This is a genomic window from Acidisarcina polymorpha (assembly GCF_003330725.1).
Classification (GTDB): domain Bacteria; phylum Acidobacteriota; class Terriglobia; order Terriglobales; family Acidobacteriaceae; genus Acidisarcina; species Acidisarcina polymorpha.
In genome coordinates, this window is sequence record NZ_CP030840.1 from 319,098 (window position 1) to 333,460 (window position 14,363).

Sequence of the window (14,363 nt, forward strand, 5' to 3'; positions counted from 1 at the left end):
CGTAAATGGAAAGGTCACCACGTTCGGCAGAAATGGCGGCCTGAAGGTCCCCTTTGGCATTAACCAGGTTTGGTGGGTTAGTTTCACACGCTACGATCTGCGCCCGTGTGAACCGGGCATCTCCAAACTTCGGGTAGATCTCAATGAATCGGTCTAACAGCGAGAGGTCCGCCGCTGATGTATCTTTTCCCACTTGCTGCAAAACGTCCAAGAACGCTTTCTCAGCAGGCGACGCGCTTGGGTAAGTTTTAGGCGGTCCCATCATCTCAGGAGGATCAGAAACCGCAACGAATGGGCCGGACTGTGCAACCGTCGTCCGTGCGTAACCAAAGCCAAGGACAGCAATCAGGAAGTAACAAATCGTTCTACGAGCAGCCAACGTTCAACCCCCGTCTTACACTTTCACCAATCGTGCAGTTCCCTAGATTTGTGGTTAGACCGGTTCTTTCATCGTGTCGAGGAGCTGGCGCAAATAGATCTCCGGTCCAAGCTCACGGATGAGCCTCGCATTCGCTTCGATCCATTGACCCTCACTGATGACGGGCGGCGTTGACAAACAATACTTGGGGTTCAGCAGGATGTTCCGCACATCTTCAGATGTCCAGTCGTTCTTCGGCATAAGCACCTCAGTCTTCGACCTCAACCGGAAGCCTCAACTGCTCCATCGCTTTCGGCAATTCCAAGTCTAAGGGCAAACTGAGCTGTTCCTTGCCCTGTGGATGTTTTTCCCGCCACAAGATCAGCAGCAGCGGCGTCATTTCGCCAAGAACCATCTGCGTACGCTCCACAATTGCGTGGCAGCGTGTGCAGAGGGTAATCATCAACTCCAGCTTGGATACGCCAGGCTTTCGATGATGGACGCATAGTTTGCGCCTCTCCAGGTTGGGACAGGCGCGGCACCGCCGCTCGTCCGATCCAAAACCACTTCGCGCAGGCCGCCGTAGTTCTCCTCATCCTGACGCTTCATTGAATAGCACGAAGCACACAGCCCGAGCGCGAGGATTTCCGTCCGCCCACAGGGGCAGCAGATTCCGCGCTGCTTCACTGGCTGCTTACGCTTCATAGTTCCCGACCCGCCCGCTTCCGTGCCGGCTTCGCCGTCACCTTGCGGGGAGCCACAACAGCCAGATAACGATAGAGCGTGTCCCGGCTGATTCCAAAGTCTCGCGCAATTCCTGATTTGGATTCGCCGGCCGCCGCCCGCCTTCGCAGCTCCGCTGCTCGTTCGGCGGTCATGGTCGGCTTCCGGCCCCGATACTTCCCTGCCCGCTTTGCCAACGCGATCCCCTCCCGCTGGCGCTCGTGGAGCAGCTCGCGCTCAAACTCGGCGAAGGCTCCCATGACGCTCAACAGAAGATTCGCCATCGGCGACTCTTCCCCGGTGAACGTCAGGTTCTCCTTCACGAAGCACACATGAACACCACGTTTCGTCAGCCCAAGAACGATCTTCCGCAGATCATCGAGGTTTCGAGCCAGCCGATCCATCGAATGACAGTACAGCGTGTCGCCGTCACGGACGAAATCGAGCAAGGCCTCCAGCTGCGGGCGCTTCGCGTCTTTGCCGGAAGCCTTGTCAGTGAAAACCTTGTCCAGTTCCCTGCCCTCAAGCTGCCGGTTTTCGTTTTGGTCCAAGGTGCTCACACGCACATAACCGACGTGCTGCCCTTTTGACGACCGCCCCGCCCGCGAAGCTCGAGATTTTGTCCGAATAGGCTTTATAACTTTTGTCATTGGCTGTACGATAACACTGAAACGCGGTCTTATCGTACATCATTTTCAACCGGATCGTACGCCAGCTTAAGGTATACCCCAAAGCGCACTGAACAAACAGGTATGGAATTCGGAGCGACGCTAATGCAAGCACCCATTGTTGTACTTACTGGCGGTTCTGGTTCTGGCAAAACGACGATAGCGCACAAGATCGAAGCTGAGCATCCTGAGATCACTGTTCTCCGATTCGACTCCATCGGTATTCCCTCCCCAGAAGTCATGGCCACCTACGGAGACGGACACCAACCCGGGGGCGCATGGCAGAGAGCTATGACCCTAGAGTGGTTCGACAAAATCGCAGACGTTCTTGCGCTAGGACAACCGGTTCTATTCGAAGGACAAATGAGAATCGCGTTCGTGCGGGAAGCGCTTCAAACGAGCGGGATTACAGATGCACGGGTCATTTGTGTGGAGTGCGACGACACTACACGCAGCGCTCGCCTTACCGATGACCGCCTTCAGCCTGAACTCGCAAGCGAGGCGATGATGGGTTGGAGTCGCTACTTGCACCAGGAAGCAGTTGAGGAGGGCTACGAGGTCTTCGACACAAGGGGCCTCTCTCCCGCTGAGAGCACAGCACACGTCCTCGCGGCGTTCCGACTGGGTTGAAGAGGAAGAAACCGCCGCCAGTTGTTCGCTGCGTCGTCAGCCGCATTGCTCAGGAAGATCCGATACTAAGGGACGAACCGATATGCGGCTAAACGGATAAATTGATAAACCAATTAACTCGGAGCCGTGTCCGTAAGACGATCCTTCAACGGACAACTTGTAAACGATCAGTGAGTCGCCGAAACAAGGCAATCCGTGTCTCACATAACTGGTACGGTGATATTCTCACGTAAGGCCCGCCAGACGTTACGCCCGTATGCCAAAAACTGTCATCGGGTACGCACGATGCTCCACGGACAAACAGGACCTCACCGCGCAGCGGGATGTACTCGTCGAGTTGGGCGTAGCTGCGAACCGGATCTACGTCGACCACGGATTGACCGGAAAGAATCGGGCTAGGCCGGGACTTAACCAGGCGCGCTCGCCGGTGTCCGTAAGGGCGATACTCTGGTCGTGCCAAATCTGGATCGGCTCGCCCGCTCAATACCTGATGCCCGGTCCATCGCAGATGAATTGGCAGCATGAGGCGTGACGCTTGCACTAGGCCGGGCCGCTATGACCCAGCCGATCCCATGGGCAAGATGTTCTTCAACATCCTGGCTACCTTTGCGGAGTTCGAAGCTGACCTCATTCGGCTGCGTACCCGTAAGGGCATGAAGATCGCTTGCGCGAAGGGCAGACTCTGGGGCAAACAGCCTAAATTGTCAGAAAGCAGCAGAAAGAACTCGGTCGCATGCATGGAACAGGTCAGTACACGATCAGCGACTTGGCTGAGCTGTTCTCCATCTCACGTCCGACCGTCTACCGAACACTTCGTCGTTCCGCGCAACCATAATATTCTCTCCACCAGACGGATGGACGTTCTCCGATTTTCCTGAGTACTCGCTGAGTGCATTGACGATTCGCGCTAACCCGCTAGGGCGAGAGGGGATGCTTTGTGGTGTTTGGATAGAGTGTTGGACGCCCGGAGGGGAAGGAGCCTTGGTATCAGGCGATGAGGATACCCCGAAATGACGGTAAGCTCGCTGCTATCATGAAAATCCATGTGCGGCCGCTACTACCGAACGATCCGATAAACAGCGCATCGGCGACGCCTTCAACAACAGCGACCTTCCTTCCAGCCTGGTCATCTCCGAGGCCGATTACAACGTGGCGCCGACCACCTTTCAGCCTGTCATCCGAAATGACAAAGACACAGGCGATCGCTTTCTACCGAGGGGCACCGGAAGCCCTTCCAGATAGAACCCGTCCAATAATGTCGAAGGTCTTAAGGAATGAGCTGCCTCCCGAGGCTGCGGCCAGCACCATAAGAGTTGGAGGCAATCATTGATGATTAAAGAAAGCGTGAACGCGCTCATGTTTTACATAAGCAAGAAGCAAAAGCACTATCGTCATACCGATGGCTGCCGGGTCCTCTTCGCAGATGCTTACTGAAACGATCTCGATCAAATCTACAACTTTGGTGGTACAGACAGTCTAGCGGTCGTCGAATATAAACGTCGTCATGCGCTAGCCCTTGTGCTTTGCAGGGAGCACCGTTTTCTCGCTTACGCTAACTTCTCCTCAGGTTCGTCCAGATCATCGGCGGCTTGACAGTTCTCGCTGCCAGGCATCACACGCACACTGCACCGACGATTCACCTAACTTCGCTCCTCAACACGGTCGGCGTTGTTTGGTTGTTGGGATAGGGACATGAAAATGACCTGCCAATCCTCCCCACCCTTAACCCTAACCTTTGGCGAAAGTAACCAGCAGCCGTTCCGAAAGATGACGGCACTCCCTCATCTCAAGAGGAGCAACCATGAAGAGCTTTCTGCCCGTCGCACTTTCCTTATTGGCCATGAGCCCAATGGTCGTCAATGCTCAAGAACTTAACCCCTCGGTTGCAGCCGCGAACCAGAACCTCGCGCCCTCGAAGCTTGTCTCTCCAATGAAGGCCGTGCCGCCTGCGATCACAGCCGCTTACGGCAAGCTGCCGCTAAGCTTTGAAGCTAACCGAGGCCAGAGCGATCCGCAGGTGAAGTTCCTCTCCCGCGGACAAGGCTATACGCTTTTCCTGACCGGCAACGCGGCGGTGCTGACGCTAAGCAAGGACTTGAGTTCGCAGCCGAAGACCAGTGCAATGGCCGGCAAAGCGGCGCTTCAAAGACCCGCCAAGATCAAGACGGATGTGGTGCGCATGGAGCTTGCTGGCGCAGCACGCGGCATGCAGGTGAGCGGGGCCGACGCGCTGCCCGGCAAAGCGAACTACTTCTTCGGCAAAGACTCGTCGCAGTGGCATACGAACCTGCCCACTTACGCCAAGGTGAAGTACAGCAATGTCTATCCCGGCATCGACCTGGTCTATTACGGCAACCAGCGGCAGTTGGAGTACGACTTCGTCGTCGCGCCCAATGCCGACCCGAAGCAGGCCCGGCTGCACTTCGCCGGGGCTAGCAAGCTCAAGCTCAACAGCGGAGGCGACTTGGAGATCATCGCCAAGGACGGAGAGATCGCCTTCCATAAGCCAATCATCTATCAGATGAAGGATGGACAGCGTCAGCCGGTCGAAGGCAGCTTTCAGCTGCTGGCTAACAACACCGTCGGCTTCACGCTTGCGAGCTATGACCATAGCAGGGAGTTAGTGGTCGATCCGGTACTGGCTTATTCTACTTATCTTGCGCCGGATGCCTCAAATGGTTTTGGAGGCAATATGCTTGTAGGAATGACTGTGGACCACGCGGGTTGCGCTTACTTGACCGGATATGCTCAGGCATTTTTCCCGACGACGGGCACTTCCTTTCAGCCAACCCGCGCGAGCTCAAGTCAGGACGTTGCTTTTGTTACCAAGATCAATTCATCTGGCACGGCGCTGATCTATTCGACCTACCTGGGAGGGCCCGATGTTCCGGGAGCGGCCGTGGGTGGAGGAAGCGAGGGAAATAGTATTGCGGTGGATCAAGCTGGAAATGCCTATGTGACTGGCAACACGTTCTTGAGCTATTTCCCAGTAACCGCCGGAGCATTTCAGACGGTCAATAAAAATACCAGCAGCACCTATTTCGAGACTGGCTTTGTCACCAAGCTCAACGCTTTTGGCTCGGGATTGGTCTACTCGACGTATCTTGGCGGAAGCGCTTACGACCAGCCAGACTCGGTCATCGTGGATGCCGAAGGCAATGCCTACATCACAGGAGGGGCCTCCTCGACCGACTTTCCCGTCACTCCCGGTGCATATCAAGTCGAAAATAAGGCGTCTAGCGGCAATCAAACCGGCTTTGTCACGAAGTTAAATGCTACCGGTACCGCGCTGGTCTACTCGACGTATCTTGGCGGAAGCGTTGCCGAATCTTTGTCGTTGTGGAATTACGTCGATCATGAAGGCCACGTTTATCTCACCGGAACCACGTCCTCCTATGATTTCCCGACCACTCCGGGCGCCTTCCAAACGTCCGCTCCGGGACTAGGCCCTAATCTATACGCGATCGTTGTGACCAAACTAAACATCGCCGGATCGGGACTCGTCTTCTCCACCTTCCTGGGTTCTGCTTCCTCTTCCAACTTCGGAGGTGGGGTCGCAGCAGACGATGAGGGCAACGTTTACGTAGCAGGCTCTGTCTCAGCTAAATTCCCTACGACCAAGGGTGCCTTCCAAAGTGTCAACAAAACAAACGGGGGTATTACTGGATTTGTTACCAAGCTGAACCCTTCCGGCTCCGCGCTGCTTTATTCCACCTACCTGGGAGGGAGCGCCGACAGCTCTGCTGGATCGCCTGCTTTGGACAGTTTGGGCAATGTATACGTTACCGGCCAAACCGCTGCCACCGACTTTCCCGTCACCTCGGACGCATTTCAGAAAACGAATATGGGCAGCACGGCTTACAGCTATCTCAACTGTATCTTTACAGAATTGAACGCATCCGGTTCGGCCCTGGTGTATTCCAGCTATCTGGGAGGAGTGTATAGCAGTTGCGGCCCCTTGGCGCTCGACGGTCTGAACAATGTTTATGTGGCAGGCTTTGCGCAAGGAAACTTTCCCACAACTCCAGGCGCATTTCAGGAGCAGGGGGGTGGTGGGTTTGTCTCCAAGTTCGCCCTGAACGGCGTAACTTCAACCACGCTGACGAGCAACGCCAACCCGCAGGTCCTGGGTGAACCAGTGACCCTCACCGCGCGGGTGACGTCGGCTTCTGGCGGCGGTATACCGTCCGGTATCGTGGGCTTTGTCGAAAAAGGAAAGGTATTTGCGCACGAGTTTCTAGACAATGCTGGAAGCGCCAGCTACACCACCAGCAACCTTTCGCCAGGCGAGCACACCATTGTCGCCAGCTATGAGGGAAGGTGGGCTACCTTCGAGGGGGCGCCAACGACCTACTCCTCAAGCAACGGCGTATTGAATCAGGTCATCACTGGCGGACAAGTCGCGACACCAACCTTTCCTGTTCTGGGAGGAACTTACGGGATCAGTATCAAGGTGACCATCGAGACGCCCACGGCGGGCGCGACCATCCATTACACAACCGATGGCGCGATGCCGACTTCTTCTTCGCCGACCTATACCGGGCCCTTCAAGATTTCCGGCACAACGACGGTGAAAGCGATTGCGACTCTGACAGGAGATACCCCCAGTGCCGTAGCGTCCGCAACTTATACGTTGGTCTCGGGAGTAAGTTCTACGGCCACTACAATCGCGTCATCAGCGAACCCTTCCACATTGACAGAGGCTGTGTTGTTCACAGCGACAGTGGTCTCCCTCGGTGCCGGCGGCCCGACGCCGACCGGATCGGTCTCTTTCAAGGATGGCGCCGTAGTGGTCGGCACCGCCCCGCTTGTCGACGGCGTGGCCCGCTTCACCACCTCCGGCTTATCGCTTTATGGACACGCGATAGCCGCCATTTATACCGGCAGTGAAACCTATTTGTCCAGCGGAGCGAGCATCACGCAAGAGGTGCAGTAAACTTACCCACCCGCGAGGGCCGGCAGCAGACACAATCCTGCTGCCGGCTTTGCTCTATTTCAGGATCGGCAAGGGGATAGACGCACTCAGATCCGAAGTTAGGTCAGGAGGAGCGCCAGGCCGCCAGCCCGAGGAAGCATTGAAGATTTCCCAGGAGATGATGCGCCAAGCCCAAGCGATGCAAGCTGGCCAACTCCGCTTCAAAGGCACCAACTAAGCGGACTACGGGCCGCAAGTTCCGCGACGAAGGCGAATAACGACCGCTTGCTAACCGACAGCCGATAACTGTATGTTGTGCCACCAATCAGGTGGAGCAACTAGATGCGCATGTCCCCTCAAACCACTTCGCTGGCCTGATGTGGCCGTTCACGCGAAAACCGTCCCGGTCAATTCGGCGCCGGGGTGTACTCCGGCAGCATTCTAACTGTGGAATGGAACAGGTGATAATTGGAGAAAGCTGTGTCGTTCAAAAGCGATTCGAAAGGAGCGTAAACGTTGAAGTCGAGGCCCCATTCATGAAGACCCAGGATGTGCCGCTGTCTGGAGATAGAGACGCTTTTCAACGGACAGACGTAAGTGTTGCCACCGATTGCGACGGGACCGTACTCGACCATCACGTCGGATTCATCGAGCGGCATCCTGGGCTGGAAGTCCGCCTGCATCGTCAGGCGAAGAATAGCTCCGCTTTGCGGATCGATCGCCAGCTCTCCATGAAACGGCACGTTCATCTGAAAGGGGACGATCTTCCCGTCCTCAGAGAGTGACTCGGCACCCACCGCAAAAAGAGGTTTTTGCGGCCTGGCATGATAGCGAAAAACCGCATCTGGTCCGCGTAGGCCCTTTTCCCAATAGCTCCAGGTTATATCGCTTTGAGGTGCCGTGGCACCCACCAGAGCGATGGCTAAGATAGGCCCAAATATCCCGACGGTCTGCAATGTAATTGCTTCCAGCGTCGATCTTTTGACCTTCTCGCCATTTGATACCTCTTTGCCGTCCCGAAACATCACAGTGGATTTAGCCGTTTGCACTATATGCAGGGATTGATCACCTGTCGCTGTCTTCCAAGTTTGTCCCGGCTCCAGCTGAACCTGTTCATACGAGATCGTCAGGCGGTCGGCGATGAAATCAGGTATTTTGGGCAAAGTCTTCTGCACATATTGGACCGTTCGCGAGAGCATTAGCTCCTGGGTGTGTTGCTCAGCCGGTGGATCGGAAAGAATATCCGACGCCGGTGGGGCACGAAAGACCGATCGGTCAGCGAGAGCAGCGAGCGCCTCGCGCGATTTCTTACCTTTCAGCCCGCTGCGGAGCGCCGCCGCCTTTGTGTTGCTTAGCCGTTCCGTCAATTGCATCCCCGACAGTTGCCGCGCCATCTCTGCATCCGACGTAACGCTTCCAGCTTTTAGCGTCTGTTCCAGCTGTTCTACCGAAAGAAACACGGAGTCCGTCATTGGTTGGTCGTAAAAGACTGGCTCGTCTAAGTAGAAGGTACTTGTGTAGGACCCTCGGCTCCGAACACGGCGGCCTAAAACCCCGGCGTTTTTCCGGGGACGCTGTGGGGACTAAGAACGATGTACGTGGGTGCAAATCCTGCTCATCACAGACAAGGGTGTTCTAAGTTCTATCACCCTGATAAAATGACATTTATACAAATACCTACCAGTCAGTGCAAACGTAGCCAAATGCCAATCTATCCCCCTTTCACGGCGGTAACACGGGTTCGAATCCCGTCGGGGACGCCAACATCTATTCAAGCACTTAGCGCTTTTACCCATTTTGTCTGAGGCGAAGAGTTTGGCGGATCAAGTGCCTTTGTCACCCGCTTGAACGCCACGAGCTCGCATCTGGTCTATTCCACTTATCTGGGTGGGTCCGGCCTCCTGGCACCCGGGGATAGCGGCGCGGCCATCGCCCTCGACCTCATGTGACCCCCATTTTGTTGGGTTTACTTACTCCTCCGACTTTCCTCTGTCGCCGCCAATGATAAGACCGATCGCGCGACGGCCGCTACCGGCTTCATGGCCCGGTTCAACTTCCCCGGAGGCACCACCACGGCTCTCTCTTCCAACGCCAACCCACAGGAGGCCGGCGGCCACGTCACCTTCACCGCTGCTGTTCAGCAAGTGGCTGGCGGAGCCGCACCCAAAGGATCTGTGGACTTCGCCGTCGATGGCCACTTCGTCGAAAACGTACAACTCGATGGCACCGCCCTTGCGAGCTACACTGCGAGCACACTCTCTGTCGTGCCGCACATGATCGCAGTTACTTATCTCGGCGAGCCAGACACCTATAGCGCCAGCGGCGGCAGCCTCACCCTGTGGATCACCGGCCAGGTCGCGGCCCCAACTTTCCCCCGCCTGGGTGGCACCTACCGTAGCCAAATTCTTGCAAAGTGCTATTGCGCCTGAGAGCCAATGGCAGGATCGATCTGTGCAATCCTCTGCCCTATCAATTCACGCTAGGTCTTGAGCGGATTGCCAAGAGCAGGCTTACTCAATCACGCTACCACCGCATCCGACCTGGACGCGGCGACATTCCCCGTAGCGCCGCTACGTGCCCGATTTGCGCGGCTGGCGAGGTATTCGGCGAATATCAAGCATGCCCCTATCGCAGTCAGGTTGTATACGGCGGCGCCCCATGTGGGCTGACTATGCGGCCTGGTGACAATTGGAGGCACTTCTACGAGACATTCAAATAGCAACAGCATCAAAGCAAGAAGCCGCGCTGCCAGCACATCCTTTATTCCTGAGCAAATTGCACATCCCGCCAAAAAGAAGGCGATTCCGGTCAGCCCCGCCCAAAAGTATCCGAACGGCATCCACTGCGGGACAATCTTTGCGAAGGCTTGAATGGCTGCGAGGTGTAATAAGCCGAAGAAGATAGGAGGTAATCCCAACATCCAACGTGCGGCGGTAGCTGCTCTTCCTTGCAGGAGGAGATCCGGTGAGTCGGTAGACGCAAAAACGATCGCTGCCGGAGCCGCCAGGAATACCTGTTGAGCGACCCCGAAAGAGATGCCTAGCAATACAGCGATTCGCAAGCCATAGGTATGAATTCCGGCAGAATACCCAAGTAGCCCGAAAGCCGCAAAGATCAGGTAGACGCTGGCGGATGCCGCGGCGCCAATCCTTGCGGTGCGACGCCACAAGACTGCAAGGCCTGCCGTGACCAGCCAGACGCCCGAGACGTAGGCCATTATTTGTTGTCCGGGAAGATTCTTGCCCAGAGATTGGATGGGCTGATGAGAGGCATCGAATGCACCCCAGGCGATATTTAGAATGCCGGTGAGAATCGTGCCCAATCCATAGAACCAGAGTCCAACTTTCATCCTTCGATCTACCATGGGTCGCTCCGGAAGAAGCGCGAAACTCGATAACGATGCCTGCGCTTCTTGATTTCGAAATTGATACTAGGGCGACGGTGGTACATTGAACAGAGCCATTTTAGGTGATTTCATTTGGACCATTTGAAATGCCAAAATCCATTAGCTCGTTCGAGCTCACTCTCAAGAGCCGAGCGCGCAATCAGACCCTGACCAACTGGTTGTACGGCGAGCTGCGCTCTGCGATTCTTGACGGTCGGCTCGCGCCAGGCGCCAGATTGCCAGCGTCCAGAGACTTCGCCAGTCAGGATGAACTCTCCCGGGGTACAGTCGTCAGCGTTCTGGAGCGTTTACAAGCCGAGGGATATATCAGTTCCCGGATCGGATTCGGGACGTGGGTCAATCGTGTGGAGGCGCCGCGGCCAGCCCGCCTGGCAACCGCGACGCCGGCGTACATTCGTGGCGTCATTTCGACCTATAAACGGCCGAAGCCCTGGGTCGACCTGCCTTTGGTTGAAGGGATCCGCCCCTTCCGGATCGGGGAGCCGGCCATCAACGAATTCCCTTCTGAGCTTTGGGGACGTGTCGCCGCACACCGAGCACGTAATTTTGGGGCATGGTTAAAGAAAGAGGCTGATCCGCGTGGGTACCGGCCATTGCGCGATGCAATCGCCGAGTATTTGCGCACGTCACGGGGTGTGCGATGCACTGCGGAACAGATCATCGTTGTCTCCGGAATACAACAAGCGCTCGACCTGCTGGCACGTCTGCTCTTAAAAAAGAGTGATCCGGTATGGATCGAAGATCCTGGATACTTCGGAGCAAGCATCGCGTTTGATACTGTCGGAGCTAAGATCATTCCGGTACCAGTGAATGATGAAGGGATATCTGTTTCCGCTGGAATTAGAATCTGTCCGGATGCGAAGGGTGCCTACGTAACGCCGGCACACCAATTCCCGCTGGGGGTAACGATGTCGCTGGAGCGGCGGATGGCCCTTCTCAGCTGGGCCTCGCGCGCTGGTGCTTTTGTTATCGAAGATGACTATGACAGCGAATACAGGTTTGAGGGACCACCTGTACCTGCCCTGCAAAGCCTCGATAATCACTCAAGTGTGATCTTCATCGGATCGTTCAGCAAGACGCTATTCCCAGCCTTACGCGTGGGCTACATGGTGTTGCCTGCGCCATTAATCGACCACTTTCTGGGTTTCCGTTATCGAACCGACTTCCGGAATTCATCTTTTGACCAGGCGGTGCTCTGTGACTTCATCATCGATGGCCACTTGGCGCGTCATCTGCGAAGGATGCGCAATCTATATGCGGAGCGCCTCGCAACGCTCATCGAAGGAGCCAGGCAGCACCTGGGTGGGTTGCTCGAGATCTCGAACGTCAGGGCGGGCCTCTACACGATCGGGTACCTCAAGAATCAAATGACTTCACGGCAGGCGGAAAGGCTGGCGGCGGCCCAGGGTGTTGAGGTTCTTGCTGTCGATCGATTCACTGTCAGAGGTCCTGATCCAAACGCGTTGCTCCTCGGCTTTGGCGGATTCGACGAGCTTGCGATACGGCAAGCACTCATCCGACTTGCAAAAGCACTGAGATAGCCGACTGCCCGGCGCCACCATTCTAGAGAAAGTCTTTTCGACCTTGTCTGTGAAGCTTTATCTTTGGTGGCCGCGATACTCGGAGTCGCTGCCGACGTCACGGGAAAAACACCGGATCCGGAGAACGACGACGCGATGACTCTCCTGCGCGAACAGGACTGCGCCTCTACGTTCAGGTCCCTGCATCGGGCGCCTGACAACTGCCGCATGCTGGCTGTCAAGGGAACTCGTGCTCGAGACACGATGTTTCATAGGACAATATCTCCGGAATGGTTTCTTCCATCTATTCCGCAGCAACCACACCGGCCGGAGGATCATCGGGGATCAAGCAGTATGTGCACCAGTGAGCTTGAGACACCAGGCGAAGTCGCACGGTCGATTCGACTCCTGCTGTAATTGCTCAGGAACCGTGACGACTAACCCCTGTTGCGCGTCCCATCTGGTTACAAGGTCATTGGGGTATCCAAGCATCTTCACGCTGGTCGCCTGTGCCGCTTCCACTGATTTGATCGAAAGGATTTTCCCAGGCCATTTAAGCAGGAAGCAATAAATCGTCTTATTGTCCTTGCTGCGGGTAAACCGCAGGTTATCGCCTTCAGACCATAGAGTTCCGGGCCGGGGGCGGGTGGCATAAATGCCTTCGCCGTTCACCTTCAGCCACTTTCCGGTTTCGTGAAGTTGCTCAACCGCCGTCGGATGGAAGCTGCCCTGGCCGCTCGGGCCAACACCAACCATGAAGTTACCACCTTTCGCCGTCGCATCGACCAGGTTGTTGACGATCCATCCTGTGCCTTTGTACTTCGACCCATCGCTTTCATAGGAGAACGAAGAGCCGAGTGGATAAATCACAAACCACGGCATTCTGGTGGCCTCTTTCGAGGAGGGAACAAAACCTTCAGGAGTGTAGTAGTCGCCATAATTGCCGATACCCCTCGCGCGCAACATGACGTCCGGCTGAAGCTGCCTCATTTTGACGATCGTCTCCCGCATCTCAGGCCAAACCTTCGGCCCCCAGAAGATGTCCAGGCACATCATGTCGATATTGCCGTAGTTGGTGAGTAACTCGGTCAGCTGGGCGCGATGCCGCTGGACCATCCTCTTTACTTCCTCTGGCGTGGGGTCGGGTACGATCACAAGCTGACCGGCAAATCGCTTCTTTAGCTTGTCCCAGAACTCCTGCACCGTTCCGTCTCCTGACTCGCGTGCTGTGAGTTCAGGGGACGACGGCACCTGCAGCGGGTGCCAGCCATAGGGGCGAAAGTCAGCATCGTACCAGTCGGAATGAGAGAAGTAAAGATCGATTTTGATTCCCCGTTTATGCGCAGCGTCGGTCAGCTCTTTGACTACGTCGCGGCGGAAAGGAGTCTCCATGATGCTGTAGGAGAGATCGCAATCCTCGATCTTCGGTCCGCCGGCTGCCGTCCAGTTGGCGCGCTGACGCACTCGCGTCTTGGTATCAAACATGGAAAATCCTTCTTGATGCTTCGAGGTGAAAGCAAACATCTTCAGGCCGGACTGCTGACACAAACTCATCCACGCATCGGCGTCGAACTGGTCAGGATTCCAGGTTTGATAAGCGTGGTTGTAGCTTTCACGCTCGCTAAAGGGAAGCGTGAGAAAAGGCCAGGACTCACCCCGTCGACCAAAGATTGAGTAGAGTCCCCAATGAATCCGGAGGCCGAATTTTAAATCCTGAAAAGCTTCGACGGCGCGCTCAGAGGCCCAGTGATATTCGTGCAGAGGGACATCCTCGATGTAGGAGCTGGAACGCTGGAAGTCAGCATCGGTAGGCGGCAACCGGTGTTCGATCGGAGGCTCTGCATGTTGTGCAAAGAGCTTTACGGGAAGGGCGGCGGCCAGAGTTGCGGCGCTCGCTGCCGAGAGAAATACGCGTCGATCCATAGCTTCTCCGATGTTTCGAGAACGCGATAGGTCAGATAGATCAGCCGAGCACGATTGTGTGAAGCTGTGCTCGAATGCTGATTGTAAGAGCTATCACGTCTCTTCTACATTAGCTGCTGCACGCGACCACAACAGCTGCCGAGCGCAGGTCATCGATTGGGCATCCAAGTCGCCAGTCAAAACCCTGACCGCATATCTGGATGCCTCATTACTCCAGCCA

13 protein-coding genes are annotated in these 14,363 nt (G+C 55.9%); 6 read left to right on the top strand and 7 right to left on the bottom strand.

Translation table 11 applies throughout. The features are described from left to right. Positions 1 to 433 precede the first annotated feature (433 nt). Genes ACPOL_RS01495 through ACPOL_RS01505 form a run of 4 tightly spaced genes read right to left on the bottom strand, consistent with a single transcriptional unit; the run spans position 434 to position 1,731 of the window. Positions 434 to 619, bottom strand: a complete 186-nt coding sequence (locus ACPOL_RS01495; RefSeq protein ID WP_114205490.1) for a hypothetical protein — start codon at positions 617 to 619, stop codon at positions 434 to 436. A 7-nt stretch (positions 620 to 626) separates the two neighbouring features. After that, positions 627 to 773, bottom strand: a complete 147-nt coding sequence (locus tag ACPOL_RS33915) for a hypothetical protein (RefSeq protein ID WP_201759051.1) — start codon at positions 771 to 773, stop codon at positions 627 to 629. 47 nt (positions 774 to 820) lie between these two features. Beyond that, a complete protein-coding gene (locus ACPOL_RS01500; RefSeq protein WP_201759052.1) occupies positions 821 to 1,063 on the bottom strand; it encodes a hypothetical protein in 243 nt (80 codons plus the stop codon). Then, a complete protein-coding gene (locus ACPOL_RS01505; protein ID WP_114205491.1) occupies positions 1,060 to 1,731 on the bottom strand; it encodes a recombinase family protein in 672 nt (223 codons plus the stop codon). Before ACPOL_RS01505 ends, ACPOL_RS01500 begins: the two co-directional genes overlap by 4 nt. 123 nt (positions 1,732 to 1,854) lie before the next feature. Here ACPOL_RS01505 and ACPOL_RS01510 point away from each other — a divergent pair, with 123 nt between their 5' ends. The 4 genes from ACPOL_RS01510 (at position 1,855) to ACPOL_RS01525 (ending at position 7,315) form a co-directional block, all read left to right on the top strand. Continuing rightward, complete coding sequence (locus ACPOL_RS01510; RefSeq protein WP_150132865.1) at positions 1,855 to 2,379, top strand: P-loop nucleotide/nucleoside kinase family protein; 525 nt, start codon at positions 1,855 to 1,857, stop codon at positions 2,377 to 2,379. Positions 2,380 to 2,635: 256 nt separating this feature from the next. Beyond that, positions 2,636 to 2,911, top strand: coding sequence for a recombinase family protein (locus tag ACPOL_RS36780; protein ID WP_422652856.1), 276 nt, complete (start codon positions 2,636 to 2,638; stop codon positions 2,909 to 2,911). A 168-nt stretch (positions 2,912 to 3,079) separates the two neighbouring features. Continuing rightward, positions 3,080 to 3,214 (top strand): helix-turn-helix domain-containing protein, encoded by a 135-nt coding sequence (locus ACPOL_RS34460; RefSeq protein ID WP_414633407.1) that lies wholly within the window; start codon positions 3,080 to 3,082, stop codon positions 3,212 to 3,214. 966 nt (positions 3,215 to 4,180) lie between these two features. Next, positions 4,181 to 7,315, top strand: a complete 3,135-nt coding sequence (locus ACPOL_RS01525; RefSeq protein ID WP_114205493.1) for a DUF7948 domain-containing protein — start codon at positions 4,181 to 4,183, stop codon at positions 7,313 to 7,315. Positions 7,316 to 7,701: 386 nt separating this feature from the next. On the opposite strand, the gene ACPOL_RS01530 is transcribed toward ACPOL_RS01525, so the two are convergent. Further along, positions 7,702 to 8,766 carry a hypothetical protein gene (locus ACPOL_RS01530; protein WP_114205494.1) on the bottom strand — a complete coding sequence of 355 codons (1,065 nt, stop codon included), beginning with the start codon at positions 8,764 to 8,766 and terminating at the stop codon, positions 7,702 to 7,704. Positions 8,767 to 9,333: 567 nt separating this feature from the next. On the opposite strand from ACPOL_RS01530, the gene ACPOL_RS01535 reads away from it, so the two are divergent. After that, positions 9,334 to 9,723, top strand: coding sequence for an Ig-like domain repeat protein (locus ACPOL_RS01535; protein WP_114205495.1), 390 nt, complete (start codon positions 9,334 to 9,336; stop codon positions 9,721 to 9,723). An 89-nt stretch (positions 9,724 to 9,812) separates the two neighbouring features. Here the strand turns inward: ACPOL_RS01535 and ACPOL_RS01540 are convergent, their stop codons facing one another. Then, a complete protein-coding gene (locus tag ACPOL_RS01540) occupies positions 9,813 to 10,658 on the bottom strand; it encodes a hypothetical protein (RefSeq protein WP_201759053.1) in 846 nt (281 codons plus the stop codon). 128 nt (positions 10,659 to 10,786) lie between these two features. On the opposite strand from ACPOL_RS01540, the gene pdxR reads away from it, so the two are divergent. Next, positions 10,787 to 12,241: a MocR-like pyridoxine biosynthesis transcription factor PdxR gene (gene pdxR, locus ACPOL_RS01545; protein WP_114205496.1), complete on the top strand. Its 1,455-nt coding sequence runs from the start codon at positions 10,787 to 10,789 to the stop codon at positions 12,239 to 12,241. A gap of 324 nt (positions 12,242 to 12,565) precedes the next feature. On the opposite strand, the gene ACPOL_RS01550 is transcribed toward pdxR, so the two are convergent. Beyond that, a complete protein-coding gene (locus ACPOL_RS01550) occupies positions 12,566 to 14,143 on the bottom strand; it encodes an alpha-L-fucosidase (protein ID WP_114205497.1) in 1,578 nt (525 codons plus the stop codon). Positions 14,144 to 14,363 lie beyond the last annotated feature (220 nt).

Excerpts from the sequence above, each read along its gene's own strand:
- ACPOL_RS01500 (WP_201759052.1), bottom strand. The coding sequence starts at position 1,063 with ATGAAGCGTAAGCAGCCAGTGAAGCAGCGCGGAATCTGCTGCCCCTGT.
- ACPOL_RS01505 (WP_114205491.1), bottom strand. The coding sequence starts at position 1,731 with ATGACAAAAGTTATAAAGCCTATTCGGACAAAATCTCGAGCTTCGCGG.
- ACPOL_RS01495 (WP_114205490.1), bottom strand. The coding sequence starts at position 619 with ATGCCGAAGAACGACTGGACATCTGAAGATGTGCGGAACATCCTGCTG.
- ACPOL_RS01540 (WP_201759053.1), bottom strand. The coding sequence starts at position 10,658 with ATGGTAGATCGAAGGATGAAAGTTGGACTCTGGTTCTATGGATTGGGC.
- ACPOL_RS01530 (WP_114205494.1), bottom strand. The coding sequence starts at position 8,766 with ATGACGGACTCCGTGTTTCTTTCGGTAGAACAGCTGGAACAGACGCTA.
- ACPOL_RS01550 (WP_114205497.1), bottom strand. The coding sequence starts at position 14,143 with ATGGATCGACGCGTATTTCTCTCGGCAGCGAGCGCCGCAACTCTGGCC.
- ACPOL_RS01525 (WP_114205493.1), top strand. The coding sequence starts at position 4,181 with ATGAAGAGCTTTCTGCCCGTCGCACTTTCCTTATTGGCCATGAGCCCA.
- ACPOL_RS01510 (WP_150132865.1), top strand. The coding sequence starts at position 1,855 with ATGCAAGCACCCATTGTTGTACTTACTGGCGGTTCTGGTTCTGGCAAA.
- pdxR (WP_114205496.1), top strand. The coding sequence starts at position 10,787 with ATGCCAAAATCCATTAGCTCGTTCGAGCTCACTCTCAAGAGCCGAGCG.
- ACPOL_RS01535 (WP_114205495.1), top strand. The coding sequence starts at position 9,334 with ATGGCCCGGTTCAACTTCCCCGGAGGCACCACCACGGCTCTCTCTTCC.
- ACPOL_RS36780 (WP_422652856.1), top strand. The coding sequence starts at position 2,636 with ATGCCAAAAACTGTCATCGGGTACGCACGATGCTCCACGGACAAACAG.
- ACPOL_RS33915 (WP_201759051.1), bottom strand. The coding sequence starts at position 773 with ATGGTTCTTGGCGAAATGACGCCGCTGCTGCTGATCTTGTGGCGGGAA.